We start from the raw sequence: 14,916 nt of genomic DNA, 5'->3' as shown, positions 1-14,916 counted from the left end.
TTACCTTTGTTGAGTGTCGTGCAGGTCGTGATCGGCCTCGGGCTCGCGCGCGCGATGTTCCTTGATCAGGGTGCGAATGTGCAGGGCGATGACCAGCAGGATGGTGAGAAAGATGATGAATGCCAGCGGGCGGTCGATCATGTCGAACGGGGTCTTCACGCGCGCCATGGCCGAACGCAGCTTGACCTCCATGATGCCACCCAGAACCATGCCAAGAATGATCGGCACGATGGGCAGGTTCAAACGTTTGAGGATCAGTCCCAGTACCCCGAACCCGGCGGCCATCATGCAATCGGTCAACGAGTTCCGCAGAGAGTAGACCCCGACAAAAGACAGGATCAGGATCAGCACGCCCAGAAAACGCGTCGGGATCTGGATGATCCGGGTCAGCAGGTTGGTCGACACCATCAGGAATGCAATGACGATGACGTTCAGAACGATCAGCGCAACGTAGAGCGCATAGACCAGATCAATGTTGTTCTGGAACAGTTGCGGACCGGGAATGACGTTGTGAACGTAGAAAACCGACAACATCATCGCGGTCAGAGCCTCGCCCGGAATGCCCAGCGCCAGCAGAGGAACCATGGCGGCGGCTGGTACCGCGTTGTTCGCGGCCTCAGAGGCGATCAGACCCTCGGGCGAGCCTTTGCCGAACTGATCAGGGTTTTTCGAGGTGCGCTGCGCATAGGTATAGCTCATGAATTGCGCGGTGAACTCACCGACGCCGGGGATCATGCCCATCATCACGCCAAACCCGGACGCGGCGGTGGCGACGCGTTTGTGACGGAACAACTCCCTAAGCCCGAGAATGGGACGGCCCGTGACCGGCTGCGGATGCGGCCTTTCATCCGGGCTGGTCAGCAGCATGAACGCCTGGCTGAGCGCAAAGAGGCCCAGAACAACCACGATCAGGTTCACCCCCGAACTGAGCCAGGTCATGTCGAAGGTAAAGCGTTTGGTATAGGTGACGGCATCCAGCCCGATGGTCTGCAGGAAGATGCCGAACATCGCCAGCATTCCGGCGGCAAATATCTGGCCCCGGTGGGCAAGGATGACGAGGATGATCCCAAGCAGGGCGGCCAGAAAAATCTCTCGACTGCCGAACATCGGCGCGATGATGGCCAGAACCGGTGACAGCAGGATCAGGCATATAATGCCGAACAATCCGCCCCAGAAGGACGCGAAATAGGCAAGCGAAACCGCCCTGAGCGCCTGACCCTTTTTGGTCATGGGATAGCCGTCATACGAGGTCAGCGCGTTGACCGCAGTGCCGGGCGTGTTGATCAGAACCGCCGGTAGCGCTCCGCCATACATGGACGAGCCATAGATGCCCAACAGCATGGTCAGGCCCACAATAGGTTCCAGCGAAAAAGTGGCGGGCAGCAGGATGGCGATGGCGACAGCAGGGCCGACGCCGGGAATGGCACCGATGATCACACCACCAACAGAGCCGATCAGCAGGGCCAGACCCACATCCCAACGGGCAAGCAGTTCGACACCGGCAAGAAGGTTTTCCATGACAGGTCCCCGTCAGAAATAGGTCAGCATGATCTGCCGCAAACCATCGGGCAGGTATTCATAGACCTGCCCGGCGGGCAGCTTGACCTGCAGAAAGCTTTTGAACAGCACGACAATGGCGATGGCCGACACGAATGCCGCGGTGAGTATCATACGATTGCCGTAACCGGCCCGGACCGTCAGCAGCAGTGCAGCCAGAACCGTGGCAGGCAGATAGCCGATGATCGGAACCACAGCGGCATAGGCGATGAACCAACCTGCGTATTCCACCGACCTGATCCATAACCAGACCTCTTGCCAGCGCCCCTCGATCCGTTCCGACAAGGCAGAACCGATCAGGTGCAGCGCCGCAAAGACGGCCATGCCGAACAAGGCAACCGCTGGCCAGAATCGCGGCTGGGCAAAGAACTTGCCGCCCGGCTTGAATTGGGTCTGCGAGGTCAGGTGGAACAGCAGGAACAGGGCAAAGGCCAGAAAGACCCAGGCGAACACGATGTCGCCCGGACGCCTGTATCGCTTGAACAGAGCCTGTAATGTCTTGACGCGTGACATGTCAGATGGCCTTTCGGCAAATGGAAAGGGGCGCCCGTACCGGGCGCCCGGGCAGGTATCGCGGATCAGTTACCCAGCATCTCGCCGATATGACCCAGAGTTTCGATATCGTTGCTGATCTGGGTTTTGACCGCATCGGCATCCTGCCAATAGATCAGCGCCCCGGTCTCTGCCGCGATCTGCTGTGCGCGATCCGACAGAACCGTTTCTTTCGCCACTTCGATGATCTTGTCGCGCGCCTCCTGCGGGGTGTCCTTGTGCACGAACAGACCATTCCATAGCGAGACATTCAGGTCCGGGGCCAGTTCGGCCACAGTGGGCGCATCCGGCGTCAGAGAGATTCGCTCGGCCCCGATCGAGGCCAGCACTTTGACGTCGTCCAGACAGGGCAGGATCAGCTGTAGCGTGGTGTTGATCACGTCCACATCGCCCGATGCCAGCGTATTACAGTCCAGCGCGTCAAACGGCGCGTCAGAGGCATAGTTGAACCCCATTTCCTCGGCCAGCGCGAGCGTGACACGGGTAGGCACAAGCGGCGCACCAAAGTGACCCAGAGCCACATCATTTTCCTTGGCGTATTCTGCCAAACCGGCCATGTCGTCATAGGGTGCGTCGCCTGATGTAGCGATGACAAACGGATAGGTCAGGAAGTTCCCCAAAGGCTCGAACGGGTCCGGGTTCAGCTCGGGAATACCGATCTGAGGGCCGACTGTCGGAACAGCGATGATGAACGACCCGACGGTGTAACCATCAGCCGGGGCATTCGCGACTTCGACCGCGCCCGGGAAGGGGCCACCACCGCCGCCGGGTTTGTTCACTACGGCTGCGGCCACACCATATTTGGCCTGAAAATCCTCGGCGATCATCCGGGTCAGGACATCCTCAAGATCGCCCGGTGGCCACGGAACCACGAACTCGACCGGTTTTTCCGGATATTCAGCGGCCGCCCCCGTGGCCATTGCCATTGCCGCCAGCGCGGCGGAACCCAATGCGAATCCCAGTTTCTTCATGCCTTCCTCCCTAAGTGGTTCATTATTTAAACCGATGGTTCGAAAAATATATTGCGTTGTGAAGTTTCTTCTGTCAATCTTTTTTGAAAGGACCACATGGAGGGCGACAGAAGGCGATGTCGGTAATCGAAAAGGCAATCGGGCTGCTGGGCCATTTTTCCCCTCTGCGTCCCGAGATCGGACTGTCCGAATTCCGCCGCCTGTCGCGTCATGACAAGGCCACGACCTATCGTTACCTGACAGCTCTTGAATCCGTTGGATTGGTTGAGAAAAATCCCACCAACAAGGCCTATCGGATCGGCCCGGCAGTTCTGCGTCTGGCAGAGCTGCGCGAGGCCACCGTGCCGCGAAAAGATGGCGTGCTGCAACCGCTGGCAGAGCTGGCAGAGCGTACCGGCGAAAGCGCCCATGCCTCGGTTCTGTCCGGCACAACACTGCATTCTCTGGCCGTGCACGAATCGGCAAAGCACAGCACCCGCGTAGTGATCGACGTAACCATCCTGCCGCTTCATGCCACCGCATCGGGGATCACGGCACTTGCCTACGGTGGGGCCGAACTGCGCAAGGCGGCACTTGCCGATATGAGCCGGTTCACCGACTTCACGCCCACGACCGCTGAGGATCTGGACCGTTCTGTCGCCGAAGCGCGGGAAACAGGGATCAGCGTTTCCAGCAGCGGATACGAAGCCGGGGTTCACGGCATGGCCGTTCCGGTTTTCGATCAGTCCGGTCTGCTGGCCGGAGCAGTTGCGGTGGCCAGCGTCTCGACCCGCATGACGCCGGAACAGGAAGCCATCAATCGCGCCAGCCTGATCAAAGCTGGCCGCCAAATCACCAGAAACTGGGGCGGCATCGTTCCTGCGGCAGTGGATGCCCTGTGGACGGAAACCCTCGCCTCATTACCCATCAAGGAACCTGCGCCATGAAGGATTCAAACTTTTTAAGGGAAAACAACGCGCGCCACCTGTGGCATCCGATGACGTCTCCGGAAGACAGCCGGGTGAACCCGCCCAAGATCATCACCGGCGGTCAGGGCGTTCGCATCCGCGACATTGACGGGCACGAGGCCATCGATGCCGTTGGCGGGCTGTGGAACGTCAATCTGGGCTATTCCTGCGACCCGGTGAAACAGGCGATTTCCGGGCAACTGGACCAATTGCCCTACTACTCGACCTTCCGGGGCACGTCGAATGACGCGGTGATCGAGCTTTCCTATGAACTGGCGCGGTTTTTTGCACCTGACGGGCTGAGCCGGGCCTTTTTCACCTCGGGCGGGTCGGACAGCGTGGAAACCTCGCTGCGGCTTGCGCGGCAGTATCACAAACTGAGGGGCGAGCCCGGGCGCGTCAAGTTCATGAGCCTGAAGAAAGGGTATCACGGCACCCATTTCGGCGGGGCCAGTGTGAACGGAAACGCAAATTTCCGAACAGCCTATGAACCGCTGATGCCGGGCTGCTATCACATTCCAGCGCCTTACACCTATCGCAATCCGTTCAACGAAACCGATCCGGCAAAGCTGGCACAGTTGTGCGCCGCCGCGCTTGAGGACGAAATTGCGTTTCAGGGGGCGTCCACCATCGCCGCATTCATCATGGAGCCGATTCTGGGTGCAGGCGGCGTCATTCCTCCGCATGAAAGCTTTATGCCGATGGTGCGCGAGATCTGTGACCGGCACGGCATTCTGCTGATCTCGGATGAGGTCATCACCGCCTATGGCCGCACCGGCGCATGGTCGGGCGCGCGTCTTTGGGGGGTGCAGCCGGATATGATGTGCACGGCCAAGGCCATCACCAACGGCTATTTCCCATTCGGTGCGGTAATGATCGGCGACCGGATGATCGAGGCCTTCGAAGGCAATGCCGGTGCCGCCATCGGCCATGGCTATACCTATTCAGGTCACCCGGTCGGTGCCGCGGCGGCATTGGCCTGCCTGGCCGAAACGGAACGACTGAACGTGGTCGAAAATGCGGCTGCGCGCGGGGCGCAGTTGTTTGAGGGGTGCAAGGCACTGATGGACAAGCACAACATCATCGGTGACGTGCGCGGCGGGCATGGATTGATGACCGCCATCGAAATGGTCAGCGACCGGGCCACCAAGGCCCCGATCGACAAACCAACCCCCGTCAAAGTGCAGGATGTGGCCTATCAGAATGGCGTGATGGTTCGTGTATCCGGGCCAAACCTGATCATGTCGCCTCCGCTGGTTCTGACGGAAACCGATGTGCAGGACATTCTGGCGGCGCTGGATGCGGGTTTTTCCGCGCTTTAATTCCTCGACCCCGCTGCGCCGCGATAAGAGTTGCGGCGCATCACGGCACATAGCTGCGCACCAGCGCCCCGGCAATCAGCGCCCATCCGTCCGCGATGACGAAAAAGGCCAGCTTGAACGGTAATGAAACCGTGGCCGGTGGCACCATCATCATCCCCATCGACATCAGAACGGCGGCCACCACAAGGTCGATGATCAGAAACGGCAGAAAGATTAGAAAACCGATCTGAAAGGCGCGCGCGATTTCCGACAGCATGAAAGACGGCACCAGAACCGAAAACGGAGCGTCCGGAGACAGTTCCATGGCGTCGCCTCCGGGACGCAGGGCCGCCATCGAATAAAAGGTATCGGGATCAAGACGCGCCGCCATGAAGGCCCGGAACGGGACCATGGCGCGTTCCAGCGCCGGCTCAATCTCCAGCGTTTCATCCATCAGGGGCCTGATGCCCGTCGTCCAGGCCTCGGAAAATACGGGTTCCATGATGAAATAGGTCAGAAACAGCGCCAGGCTGACGATCAGCATGTTTGGTGGCGACTGCTGCAACCCGATCCCCTGCCGCAAAATAGCAAGAACAGTCACTAAAAAGGGAAAACAGGTAATCATGATCGCCAAGCCGGGCGCGAGACTCAGAACGGTGATCAGCAGGATCAGCTGAATCGTTCTGGCCGACAGAGACCCGCCCTCGCCCAGTGAAAGCGTCATATCCTGCGCGAAGGCAACGGAGGGCAGAAACAGCAGCACCGCCACCCAGAAAAGGGTTCGCATCACCCGATTCCGTTTTGCAGATCCGAGATTTCGGTCAACCGCACGGCAAGCTGTCCGGGCTGGTCGCCCCCAAGCTCCTCCAGAAGGCCGCGCGCGACGAGCTGGTCACCGACATAGAGGTCCACCGGGTCTTCGATCCGCTTGTCCAGAGGCAGAACCGCGTTTTCCCCCAGATTCAGAAGATCGCGGATCAGCGGTCGAGCGCGGCCCACGGACACCGTGACCTCGATCGGGACCGCGTCGAAGGGGCCGGGTTTTTCCATCTTCCGGTTCACTGCATCATTCATTTGCCAACGCCTTTTTTGCTTCGAAAATATATGCGTCAAACGCTTGCCCGATTGACCCCAGAAGGGCCGAGCAGTCCACCTCGCGTTCGGCTATGCCAACCTGCAATCGCGCCTGCCCCCACGACAGCGCCTCACTTTCGGTCACTGTGACCGGCATGGGCAAATCGTGCGTCAGTAGCGGCCGGATCTCGTCCGCAAAACCGATGGGCACACAAAGGGAAACCGGCTGCGCCACCTGTTCGCGGGCCATTTCAGACAATTGATCCGATATGCGCTGAACAAGACCACGCTCCAGCGTTTCGGGCAAAACTGCCTGAATTAGACTCAGAAACATCGGCTCCAAAGATCGGGACATTCGCGCCAGGGCTTCGTGATAAGTGAAAGAGGCATCCGCGATGGATTTCGACAGTTCCTCGGTAAAGACGGCACGGTTTTTTTCCTGTGTGGCAGTGGCATCTTCCCATCCGGCGCCGTATCCACGCTCGAATGCCTCCAGCCGCAATTCCTCAAGCGCCTCATCCGCCAGCAAATGCACGGCATCGGTATTGGCCTGTGCCGAAAAGTCCTCGAGCAAGTGGGAAATGGGCATCAGGCTCTCTCTTCGCTTTCTTCAAGCCAGCTGCGCAGAATTTCGACGGTCTCTTCCTGCTTGTCGCCAATCATGCTCCTCAACCGGTCAACAGCATCGTCACTCCGGTTTCCGGCAAGCGCGGGCACAGCGGGCCGGTCGTCGGTAGCGGATGGCAGGGAAGCAACCTCGGCAGAGGTATCGTCAGAGATTTCCCCGGTCAGTGCCAGCCTGTCGGCATCCCGGCCTTTGTCCTCCGTACCGGATGCAAGTAGGGGCGGCGATCCGGGTACCCCGGTCAGGATCGGGCGGATGACGAACAGCCCCAAAAGCAACGAGACAAAAGCCAACACTGCCATCTGGATCAGAGACATCGCGTCAAGATGCACCTTTTGCCAGATCGAAGCGGCAGCCAGAGTTCCCTGCGGCTCGAAAGCGGGGAGATCAAGTGACTTCAGGGTTATCTTGTCCCCCCGTTCGGCATCGAATCCGACGGCAGACGCGACCAGTTCGCCCAATGCGTCAAGCTCCTGCTGCGGCATAGGCTCGAATACCTCGGTCCCGGAAGGGTCAATGACCCGCGTCCCCCCCACCAGAACGGCCACGGTCAGCCGCTTAATGGCGCCAGGCGCGCGGTGGACCTCCAGCTCGGTCTCCGACACCTCATAGTTCACACGCTCGCGTGTTTGACTGGTGGTCGAGTTGGATTCACCGCCACCCGCCCCGTCGCCGTCCGGCAGGTTCGACGCCACGGTGACTTCCTGCGAGCGGTTTCTGGAATTGTCCGAACTTTCCTCAACATCGGTACTGATCGCGACCCGACCGTTTGGGTCGATGCGCCGCTCGCGAATCGACTCGGTTTCTGTCACCGTATCCACGCTCACCTCAACCACCGCGTTGCCGGGGCCAACGCGCGCCTCAATCAGGCGCATCACCCGTTCGCGGATCTGCTGCGCCCGATCATTGGCGGCATCTGCCGAGGATGCGATTTCCTGCAATCCGATTACATTGCCACCGGAATCGATCACCGCAACGTTTTCCGGGGTCAGCCCGCTGACGGCAGAGGCGACCAGAAACCGGACGGCTTTGGCTTGCGCCGGCGTAACCTGTGCGCCGGACGCCACGAGATAGACCGACGCCGTCGGTTCAACCTCGCGCCGGAACGGGTTGTTCGACCCGGTCGCGATGTGAACCCGCGCCTGATTGACATGGGGACTGCCGACAATCGTGCGTGCCAGTTCGCCTTCTTTCGCACGCCAATAGGCGGCATCGAACATCTGCGAAGTAGTGCCGAAACCATTGAGCGATTCGAGCAGTTCGTAGCCACCGCTGCCATTTGCGGGCAATCCTTCGCTGGCCAGCGTTAGTCGCAATTCATCCCGTTGCGAATCTGGAACGTAGATAGCCCCCCCGCGCACTTCATACCGTATGCCGCGCTGGTCGAGCGCACCCACGACGTCACCGGCCGCACCGCTGTCCAAACCGGAATAGAGCAGGGTCATCGAGGGCCTGACCGCAAGCCGCGACATGGCCAGAACACTCAGAAAGACAACAATCACTGCTGCAACAACAATTATCTGTTTGCGTCTGTTCAAGCCGGTCCAGACCGTTCCGATCTGCTGCACGTTCACCTCCGTCCCGCCGACTTTCTGTGCGGCGCGTCCTCTGTTTGAACGATTGCCCTTAACAATCGGTTAGTCCCTGCGGGGTTATGACTGACCCGAACAGACAGATGAGGGTGCCATGACCGACGCGACAGCTGATGAGGCTGCTCCCACCGGAAAACCGGGAAAAAAAGGGCTGATCATAGGCGTGGTACTGGCCGTGGCCGGGGCTGCCGGCGGATTCGCCCTGACCAATGCAGGCTTTTTACCCATCGGCGGGGACGTCGGGGCGCAGGAGGCCAAGGGTGGCGAGAATATGGGAAAATCCGGGGCGAAGGGTCTGCCTGATGTGGTGTTCGTGGATCTGCCTCCGGTGATCGTGTCCCTGAACGCGGGCAATTCAAGGCATCTCAAGTTTCACGCCCAGCTGGAGGCAAACCCCGAATACGCCGCCGATGTCGAAAAGATGCGGCCCCGAATCATGGATGTGCTCAACGGATACCTGAGGGCCATCGAGGTTACGGACCTGCAAGACCCGCTGGCACTGGCGCGGATGCGCGGCCACCTGCTGCGGCGCATCAACATCGTCATGGGCGAAGGCCGCGTGCGCGATGTGCTGGTGATGGAATTTGTACTGAACTAGGAGGCGAAGGTGGAGCTGATCGCGGATATTCTTCTTGCTGCGGGCGCGTTTGGGGCGGGCCTTTACTGCTTTGTTCTGGCGCGGCGCCTGAAACGGTTCACCAATCTGGAACAGGGTGTCGGCGGTGCGGTGGCCGTTTTGTCGTCTCAGGTCGAAGAACTCAGGAAATCTCTGGAGTCGGCCCGAACAGCAGCGGACCGGTCGGGGGTGGCGCTGGAGGAGCTGACGAAAAGAGGAGAATCAGTCGCGCAACGGCTGGAGCTGATGATGGCGTCGATGCATGACGTGATTCCCGATGATCCGCTGGAAACACCCTCCGTAGACCCTGAAACGGCGAAACCGGGACCAGACAACAACGGCGAATCGGGCGCAGACTCTCATCCTCGGGCCACACCGGGCGGGTTGATGTTTTTCCGGCATGAGCGCGAGCAGGTCGAGGCAAATCAATGATCCGGAAACGCCCGACCGGGGATGGATCAAGACCGCGAGGCGGCGTTTTGTTCCTGATATCCGTTCTGATGATCGGCTCTGCCGTAATTCGTCTGGGATTAGAGGCTGGCCCGGCGCTGGCCCGCGAGTTGGAGGCGCAGCCGGAAAACAGGCCCGACCCCGCCCGGATGAAAACACCCGCCGAGGATATGCAGGTTCTGTTGCAGGAGCTGTTGCGTCGTGAAGATGCGCTGAAACGGCGCGAAGCGGATTTTCAGGACCGTGAAAAAGCACTGCAAATCGCGGACAAGGCCATTGAAACCCGGCTCGCTGCCCTGAAACACGCCGAAGAGTCGCTGCGCGCGACACTCGCACTGGCAGACGAGGCGGCCGAAGACGACCTGGCCCGTCTGACGGATGTCTATCAGAACATGAAGCCCAAGGACGCCGCCGCCCTTTTCGAGGAAATGGATCCGGTTTTCGCCGCCGGGTTTCTTGCCCGCATGCCGCCCGACGCGGCGGCTGGCGTCATGGCCGGGCTCAGCCCGCAGGCAGCTTACACCATCAGTGTCGTGCTTGCCGGGCGCAATGCCTCGGCCCCCAGAAACTAGCATGACCGGGAACACGAACATACACTTCGCTGGAGAGAGAACATGATCGGTATTGTCGGGATTGTCGTCATCTTCGCCATGGTTTTCGGCGGATATCTGGCTGCCGGTGGCAAGATGACCATCATTATGAAATCTTTGCCGTACGAGATTATGATGATCGGCGGCGCTGCTGTCGGTGCCTTTCTGATCAGCAACGACATAGGCGGTATCAAACATACGCTCAAAGACGTTGGAAAAGTTTTCAAAGGCCCGAAATGGAAGCCTGACGACTATCGGGATCTGCTGTGTCTGCTGTTTTCCCTGATCCGGATCGCCCGCGCCAACCCGGTCGAGGTAGAGCAGCATATCGAAGACCCTGACAACTCCAGCCTGTTTTCCGACTATCCCAGAATTCAGTCTGACCGTGAGGTGGTTGATCTGATTTGTGACACGATGCGATCAGCCTCGATGAACTATGATGACCCGCATCAGGTCGAGGAAGTGCTTGAAAAGCGCATGGAGGCCAATTTCCATCACGCCATGCATTCCAGTCATGCGCTGCAAACAATGGCGGACGGTTTGCCTGCGCTGGGGATTGTTGCGGCGGTTTTGGGGGTCATCAAAACGATGGGCTCCATTGATCAGCCGCCCGAGATTCTGGGAAAGCTGATCGGTGGCGCGTTGGTTGGAACATTTCTGGGTGTCTTTCTGGCCTACGGGCTGGTGGGGCCATTTGCGGGCAAGCTGAAGGCCGTCGTTGAAGAGGACAGCCACTTCTATCAACTGATCAAAGAGGTCTTGGTTGCCAACCTTCACAATCACAACCCTGCCATGTGCATCGAGGTTGGTCGTCAGAACACCCCGTCGCACAATCGGCCCAAATTCTCCGAACTTGAGGATGCGCTCAAGGGGTTGAAGCAGGCGGCAGCATGATCCGGGTATTGCTTGCGTTTGTCGTGTGGGTTTCGGTTGTTGGGCCATTGGCGGCCAAGGAACTCACCGTCCGGTCGGGTGAGCACGGGTCTTTTACTCGCCTTGTAATAAGGGTGCCCGGTGGAACCGGTTGGTCGCTTGCTACCCATGCACAGGGTGCGACCTTGTCCGTGAACATAACGGACGTAACATTTGCGACCCAGGGCGTTTTCCAGCGTCTGTCAGATGGGCGCCTGTTGTCGCTCGGCCAAAAACGGCCCGGTGGTGGTCTGGAAATGGAATTTGGCTGTGCGTGCGTAGCCCGGGCTTTTCTTCATGATGACACGATGATCGTGGTCGACATATCCACCGGCGAACCCGAGATCACCGAATTACCCGAGCATGCCCAGTCCGACCTGGGACAAACCCCGACCCCTAACTTAGATACGAACCAGATCGAATGGATACCCGGACAGGATATCCTGCCTCCCCTGCATGAGCTTTCGGGACAACGTATTGAACATCGATTGATGTCCCGGTTTCTGCAGGGGGCCGACAGGCAGGCCATCGACCTCAAGCTTGCCGCAGTCGGGCCAAGACGTACGTCAACGCTCGAACCAGCCCCGAACCTTTTAACCGATCCCGTGCCTTTCAATATGTCGATCAGCTCAGTCTATGATGAAAGATTTGGGCGCCCAGATATAGAAATTCCCTTATTAGGGTCTGAGCAGAACTGCATTACCAATCACGAACTCAACTTCGAAAGCTGGGGAGGCGAGGGGTCTTTTTCCGATCAGGTGGCGAATTTGCGCAGCGGTTTATATCAGGAATTCGATCGGCTGAACGAAGACAACGCCATCAGGCTTGCAAAGCTCTACGCCTATTTCGGCTTTGGCTTCGAGGCGGGTCAGCTTGTTGCGCTGATTGATGATCCGACCAGTGACGTCGCGCGTATTCAGGCAATCGCACGGGCAGCGGAAAATGGCCCTCAACAGCGCGACAATCCTTTCTCTGGCTTGCAGGGATGCGTTGGGGATGCCGCGCTTTGGGCCGTATTGACCGACCGGAGCCTTAAAAAAGGCATCGACAGCGGCGAAATCGAAAGAGCGTTCGCGCGGCTGCCGAATCATCTGCGACGCCAATACGGAAGTGTCTTGTCGGATATTCTGCTTGATGCAAACAAGCCTGAAGCGGCGAGGCGGGTTTTGCGCTCTGTCGATCGGATCGAGGACGACAATGAACCGGAATACCGGTTGGCCAAGGCAGGGATTGCCGCCATCGAAGGCAACCCGGCACAAGAAGAATCGATCCTGCTAGAAGTCATTGCAGAACCTGCAGCAGAGATCGAGGCTCCGCTTGCAATGGTCAGGTTGATCAAAAAACGGCTGACAGAACGCGGTGCGGTTTCCGCGACCGAGCTTGATCTGATCTCAGCATATGCCCTGCAATTCCGACGCTCGGAAATCGGCCCTGCGGTAAGAATGAGCCATGTACTGGCACTGGCGCTACATCAAGAATTTGATGAGGCCGTATTGCAGCTTGGCAAAATCCGCCCGGATATGCCTGAACCGGATTGGAACAGGACGCATGATCAAACCATGATGCTACTGGTGGAACGGTCGGATGACATCGCTTTTCTGCGCTACGGAGTCAACATGACCAGCGGTGATCTGAATACGTTGTCAGTTGAAACCGCCACGGCAATTTCAGATCGCCTTGTCTCTCTGGGGTTCGCCGCAAGGGCGATTGCGTTTTCAGACCGACCGCAGGACAGGGCCATGCGCGCGGCCCGGGCAGAGATTCGGGCCAAGGCGGCATTGTTGTCACGCAGGCCCCATCAGGCTTTGCTTGAAATTGCCGAAAACGAGTCCGTTTCTTCCCTGCGCCTCCGCGCGAGAGCCTTAGCGCAAGCAGGAGACTTTGCTGCGGCGGCTGAATTGCTGGACGTTCTGGACGCATCGGAAGATGCAGAGCGTTACTGGTGGCTTGCGGGGGCAGTACCCGATACAGATCGGAAGAATGTCGGGAAATTCGGATCAATCGCTGCAATGACCGACGATCTGTCCAATACCGTAGAGTGGCAACCCGAAACCCCGTTGTCGAGTTCCACAGACATCCTCCGGGACAGCAGCCAGGCCAGAGAGGTCATTGCAAACATGCTTGACGCCCTTTCCTGATGTGACCAGATCAAGGCGCTCAATCGCGTCGCTGTCTGTTGTCTGACGATTGGCCATGCGGCATGAATGCAGCAATTCCAAGGGTGCTATACGTCCCCTATTCGGGGTTTGTGTAACACTTCAGGCACTGGGCGCGTCATAAAACAGATCGGCCAGATCGGAAAACGCGCTGTCCGGCCTTGTAAGGCCGAATACGGCGTCGCGAATGGCGGATGCACGCCGTTCTCCGATGGCGGGGGCTGCGAACTCCATGTATTTTTCTACGACTTCGCTCTGGCTTAGGGGCGCCTCGGGACCGCCGCGGGCGTGGGTGTCACCAGACTCTAATACGCGGCCATCCGTTGTTGAGATCTGAACATCCGCCCATCGTCCCTGTGGGAACCGCGCATTGTGTTTGTCACTTTCACCCACCTCGATCCGCTTGATCACTTGCGAAACAATAGGATCGGTCAACCCAGCGCCGGAGATATTTTCAACGCCAATACGGCCATAAACCATCTGGACGGCAACGGCGAAGGGCAACGAATATTGCGCCTGCGAGGTCGTTCCAGGCATGCCCGGGTACAGGCACGCGGCCTGATGAAAACTACTGACCCGGACGTTTTGCACCTGATCATGGCTTAGGTTGTTATCCAGCATGATCGCGCGGGTCCCATCGATCGCGGCATGGGCCCAACGGCAGATGGGATAGGGTTTTACGTATTGATGCTCCATCTGCCAGAACTGTCCCAGATCTTGCCAGAACGGCGCGGCTCGGTCCTCTTCGATGGTGATTGCCGGTGCTCCGGTAAAGCCACGTTCGGCGAGAATGGCGGCGGACATACCCACCATCGCGCCCCAGCCAGACCCGTCATGCAGCATGGTGGGGTTGGCAATTTCACGCATCATCTGGCTGCGGGGGCCGTGGTATTCCGCGATCCCCATGGCCTGCCGCATCTGTTCCTGTGAATGGCCGCGCAAACGCGAGGCCATTGCAACAACGCCAAGCGCATTCCAGGCACCGGATGTGTGGTAATCGCTTACGGTGGCGTGCAGGGCCAAACCGGCCCGTCCCGCGATTTCGTATCCAGTGATCACTGCGGCCAGCGCATCAGGACCGGACAAAACGGGGTAATGTTCTGCCAGTGCGGCAAGGGCCGGTATCACAACCACCCCTATATGCCCCTTGGTCGGGTTGTACCCATCATGCCCGTCCAGATTGTCGGTCTGGGTTGCGGCGGCATAAGCCGCGCCCGCCATGCTGACCTGGCGGCCGTCAAACATCATCCGCGCGCTATAGGCGGGGTCGGTGCTGGCATAGAGCAGTGCGGCGGTATCACGGGCAATCACCCCGGCCTCCATCGGGCCGGAAGCGATCAGAATGCCGAGGGTGTCCAGCATCATAAGCGCAGCCGCCTCGCGCGCGCTTTCCGGCATTTCATCCGCCCTGCGCTTAAGGGCAAAGTCAGCCACGCGCTCGAAAGTTCCGGTCATTTTGCACCTTCCAGAACTGATGTCTTAACGTCGCGCAATCTTTGGCCTTTTGGGTCGAACGGCGGTTTTTCGAGGATTTTGGCCTTGTGAGGTTTGCCGAGAATAAAGATCTCTACCT

The 14,916-nt window shown here is 58.9% G+C and carries 15 protein-coding genes; 7 read left to right on the top strand and 8 right to left on the bottom strand.

All coding sequences use genetic code 11. The features are described 5' to 3' along the window. From ACR0D6_RS20870 to ACR0D6_RS20860, 3 genes are all read right to left on the bottom strand, one after another. Positions 1-1,518 carry a tripartite tricarboxylate transporter permease gene (locus tag ACR0D6_RS20870; protein WP_480766954.1) on the bottom strand — a complete coding sequence of 506 codons (1,518 nt, stop codon included), beginning with the start codon at positions 1,516-1,518 and terminating at the stop codon, positions 1-3. A gap of 12 nt (positions 1,519-1,530) precedes the next feature. Continuing rightward, positions 1,531-2,070 carry a tripartite tricarboxylate transporter TctB family protein gene (locus tag ACR0D6_RS20865; RefSeq protein ID WP_170656327.1) on the bottom strand — a complete coding sequence of 180 codons (540 nt, stop codon included), beginning with the start codon at positions 2,068-2,070 and terminating at the stop codon, positions 1,531-1,533. A gap of 65 nt (positions 2,071-2,135) precedes the next feature. After that, a complete protein-coding gene (locus tag ACR0D6_RS20860) occupies positions 2,136-3,080 on the bottom strand; it encodes a tripartite tricarboxylate transporter substrate binding protein (RefSeq protein WP_480732137.1) in 945 nt (314 codons plus the stop codon). Between the two features lie 116 nt (positions 3,081-3,196). Between ACR0D6_RS20860 and ACR0D6_RS20855 the strand changes: the two genes are divergently transcribed. Beyond that, positions 3,197-4,006 (top strand): IclR family transcriptional regulator, encoded by an 810-nt coding sequence (locus tag ACR0D6_RS20855; RefSeq protein WP_480766953.1) that lies wholly within the window; start codon positions 3,197-3,199, stop codon positions 4,004-4,006. After that, positions 4,003-5,349, top strand: a complete 1,347-nt coding sequence (locus ACR0D6_RS20850) for an aminotransferase class III-fold pyridoxal phosphate-dependent enzyme (RefSeq protein WP_480766952.1) — start codon at positions 4,003-4,005, stop codon at positions 5,347-5,349. The genes ACR0D6_RS20855 and ACR0D6_RS20850 overlap by 4 nt, the downstream gene beginning before the upstream one ends. 40 nt (positions 5,350-5,389) lie before the next feature. On the opposite strand, the gene fliP is transcribed toward ACR0D6_RS20850, so the two are convergent. From fliP to fliF, 4 genes are read right to left on the bottom strand one after another with little or no spacing between them, the layout of a single operon-like run. Further along, positions 5,390-6,115 carry a flagellar type III secretion system pore protein FliP gene (gene fliP / locus ACR0D6_RS20845; RefSeq protein WP_480766951.1) on the bottom strand — a complete coding sequence of 242 codons (726 nt, stop codon included), beginning with the start codon at positions 6,113-6,115 and terminating at the stop codon, positions 5,390-5,392. Then, complete coding sequence (locus ACR0D6_RS20840) at positions 6,115-6,402, bottom strand: FliM/FliN family flagellar motor switch protein (protein ID WP_480766950.1); 288 nt, start codon at positions 6,400-6,402, stop codon at positions 6,115-6,117. Before ACR0D6_RS20840 ends, fliP begins: the two co-directional genes overlap by 1 nt. Next, the gene (locus ACR0D6_RS20835; protein WP_480766949.1) at positions 6,395-6,991 is read right to left on the bottom strand and encodes an ABC transporter ATP-binding protein; all 597 of its coding nucleotides are present in this window, start codon (positions 6,989-6,991) and stop codon (positions 6,395-6,397) included. The genes ACR0D6_RS20840 and ACR0D6_RS20835 overlap by 8 nt, the downstream gene beginning before the upstream one ends. Further along, on the bottom strand, positions 6,991-8,595 hold the full coding sequence (gene fliF / locus ACR0D6_RS20830) for a flagellar basal-body MS-ring/collar protein FliF (RefSeq protein ID WP_480766948.1): 1,605 nt from the start codon (positions 8,593-8,595) through the stop codon (positions 6,991-6,993). Before fliF ends, ACR0D6_RS20835 begins: the two co-directional genes overlap by 1 nt. A gap of 118 nt (positions 8,596-8,713) precedes the next feature. Between fliF and ACR0D6_RS20825 the strand changes: the two genes are divergently transcribed. Genes ACR0D6_RS20825 through ACR0D6_RS20805 form a run of 5 tightly spaced genes read left to right on the top strand, consistent with a single transcriptional unit; the run spans position 8,714 to position 13,325 of the window. Then, positions 8,714-9,217 carry a flagellar basal body-associated FliL family protein gene (locus tag ACR0D6_RS20825; RefSeq protein WP_170656343.1) on the top strand — a complete coding sequence of 168 codons (504 nt, stop codon included), beginning with the start codon at positions 8,714-8,716 and terminating at the stop codon, positions 9,215-9,217. 9 nt (positions 9,218-9,226) lie between these two features. Continuing rightward, a complete protein-coding gene (locus ACR0D6_RS20820) occupies positions 9,227-9,667 on the top strand; it encodes a hypothetical protein (protein ID WP_480766947.1) in 441 nt (146 codons plus the stop codon). Continuing rightward, positions 9,664-10,257, top strand: coding sequence for a MotE family protein (locus ACR0D6_RS20815; protein WP_480766946.1), 594 nt, complete (start codon positions 9,664-9,666; stop codon positions 10,255-10,257). Before ACR0D6_RS20820 ends, ACR0D6_RS20815 begins: the two co-directional genes overlap by 4 nt. Positions 10,258-10,299: 42 nt before the next feature. Then, on the top strand, positions 10,300-11,169 hold the full coding sequence (motA, locus tag ACR0D6_RS20810; protein WP_480452866.1) for a flagellar motor stator protein MotA: 870 nt from the start codon (positions 10,300-10,302) through the stop codon (positions 11,167-11,169). Next, positions 11,166-13,325, top strand: coding sequence for a hypothetical protein (locus tag ACR0D6_RS20805; RefSeq protein ID WP_480766945.1), 2,160 nt, complete (start codon positions 11,166-11,168; stop codon positions 13,323-13,325). Before motA ends, ACR0D6_RS20805 begins: the two co-directional genes overlap by 4 nt. 120 nt (positions 13,326-13,445) lie before the next feature. Here ACR0D6_RS20805 and ACR0D6_RS20800 read toward each other — a convergent pair whose 3' ends face one another. Further along, positions 13,446-14,798, bottom strand: coding sequence for an MmgE/PrpD family protein (locus ACR0D6_RS20800; RefSeq protein WP_480766944.1), 1,353 nt, complete (start codon positions 14,796-14,798; stop codon positions 13,446-13,448). Positions 14,799-14,916 lie beyond the last annotated feature (118 nt).

The organism is Ruegeria sp. BJ6 (assembly GCF_056537885.1).
The sequence above is the reverse complement of the archived record's forward strand: the minus strand, read 5'-3'. Positions and strand labels throughout refer to the sequence as shown.

Coding starts and splice junctions, on each gene's coding strand:
- ACR0D6_RS20860 (WP_480732137.1), bottom strand. CDS start 3,080: ATGAAGAAACTGGGATTCGCATTGGGTTCCGCCGCGCTGGCGGCAATG.
- motA (WP_480452866.1), top strand. CDS start 10,300: ATGATCGGTATTGTCGGGATTGTCGTCATCTTCGCCATGGTTTTCGGC.
- ACR0D6_RS20865 (WP_170656327.1), bottom strand. CDS start 2,070: ATGTCACGCGTCAAGACATTACAGGCTCTGTTCAAGCGATACAGGCGT.
- ACR0D6_RS20825 (WP_170656343.1), top strand. CDS start 8,714: ATGACCGACGCGACAGCTGATGAGGCTGCTCCCACCGGAAAACCGGGA.
- ACR0D6_RS20835 (WP_480766949.1), bottom strand. CDS start 6,991: ATGCCCATTTCCCACTTGCTCGAGGACTTTTCGGCACAGGCCAATACC.
- ACR0D6_RS20805 (WP_480766945.1), top strand. CDS start 11,166: ATGATCCGGGTATTGCTTGCGTTTGTCGTGTGGGTTTCGGTTGTTGGG.
- ACR0D6_RS20800 (WP_480766944.1), bottom strand. CDS start 14,798: ATGACCGGAACTTTCGAGCGCGTGGCTGACTTTGCCCTTAAGCGCAGG.
- ACR0D6_RS20850 (WP_480766952.1), top strand. CDS start 4,003: ATGAAGGATTCAAACTTTTTAAGGGAAAACAACGCGCGCCACCTGTGG.
- ACR0D6_RS20815 (WP_480766946.1), top strand. CDS start 9,664: ATGATCCGGAAACGCCCGACCGGGGATGGATCAAGACCGCGAGGCGGC.
- ACR0D6_RS20855 (WP_480766953.1), top strand. CDS start 3,197: ATGTCGGTAATCGAAAAGGCAATCGGGCTGCTGGGCCATTTTTCCCCT.
- ACR0D6_RS20870 (WP_480766954.1), bottom strand. CDS start 1,518: ATGGAAAACCTTCTTGCCGGTGTCGAACTGCTTGCCCGTTGGGATGTG.
- fliP (WP_480766951.1), bottom strand. CDS start 6,115: ATGCGAACCCTTTTCTGGGTGGCGGTGCTGCTGTTTCTGCCCTCCGTT.
- ACR0D6_RS20840 (WP_480766950.1), bottom strand. CDS start 6,402: ATGAATGATGCAGTGAACCGGAAGATGGAAAAACCCGGCCCCTTCGAC.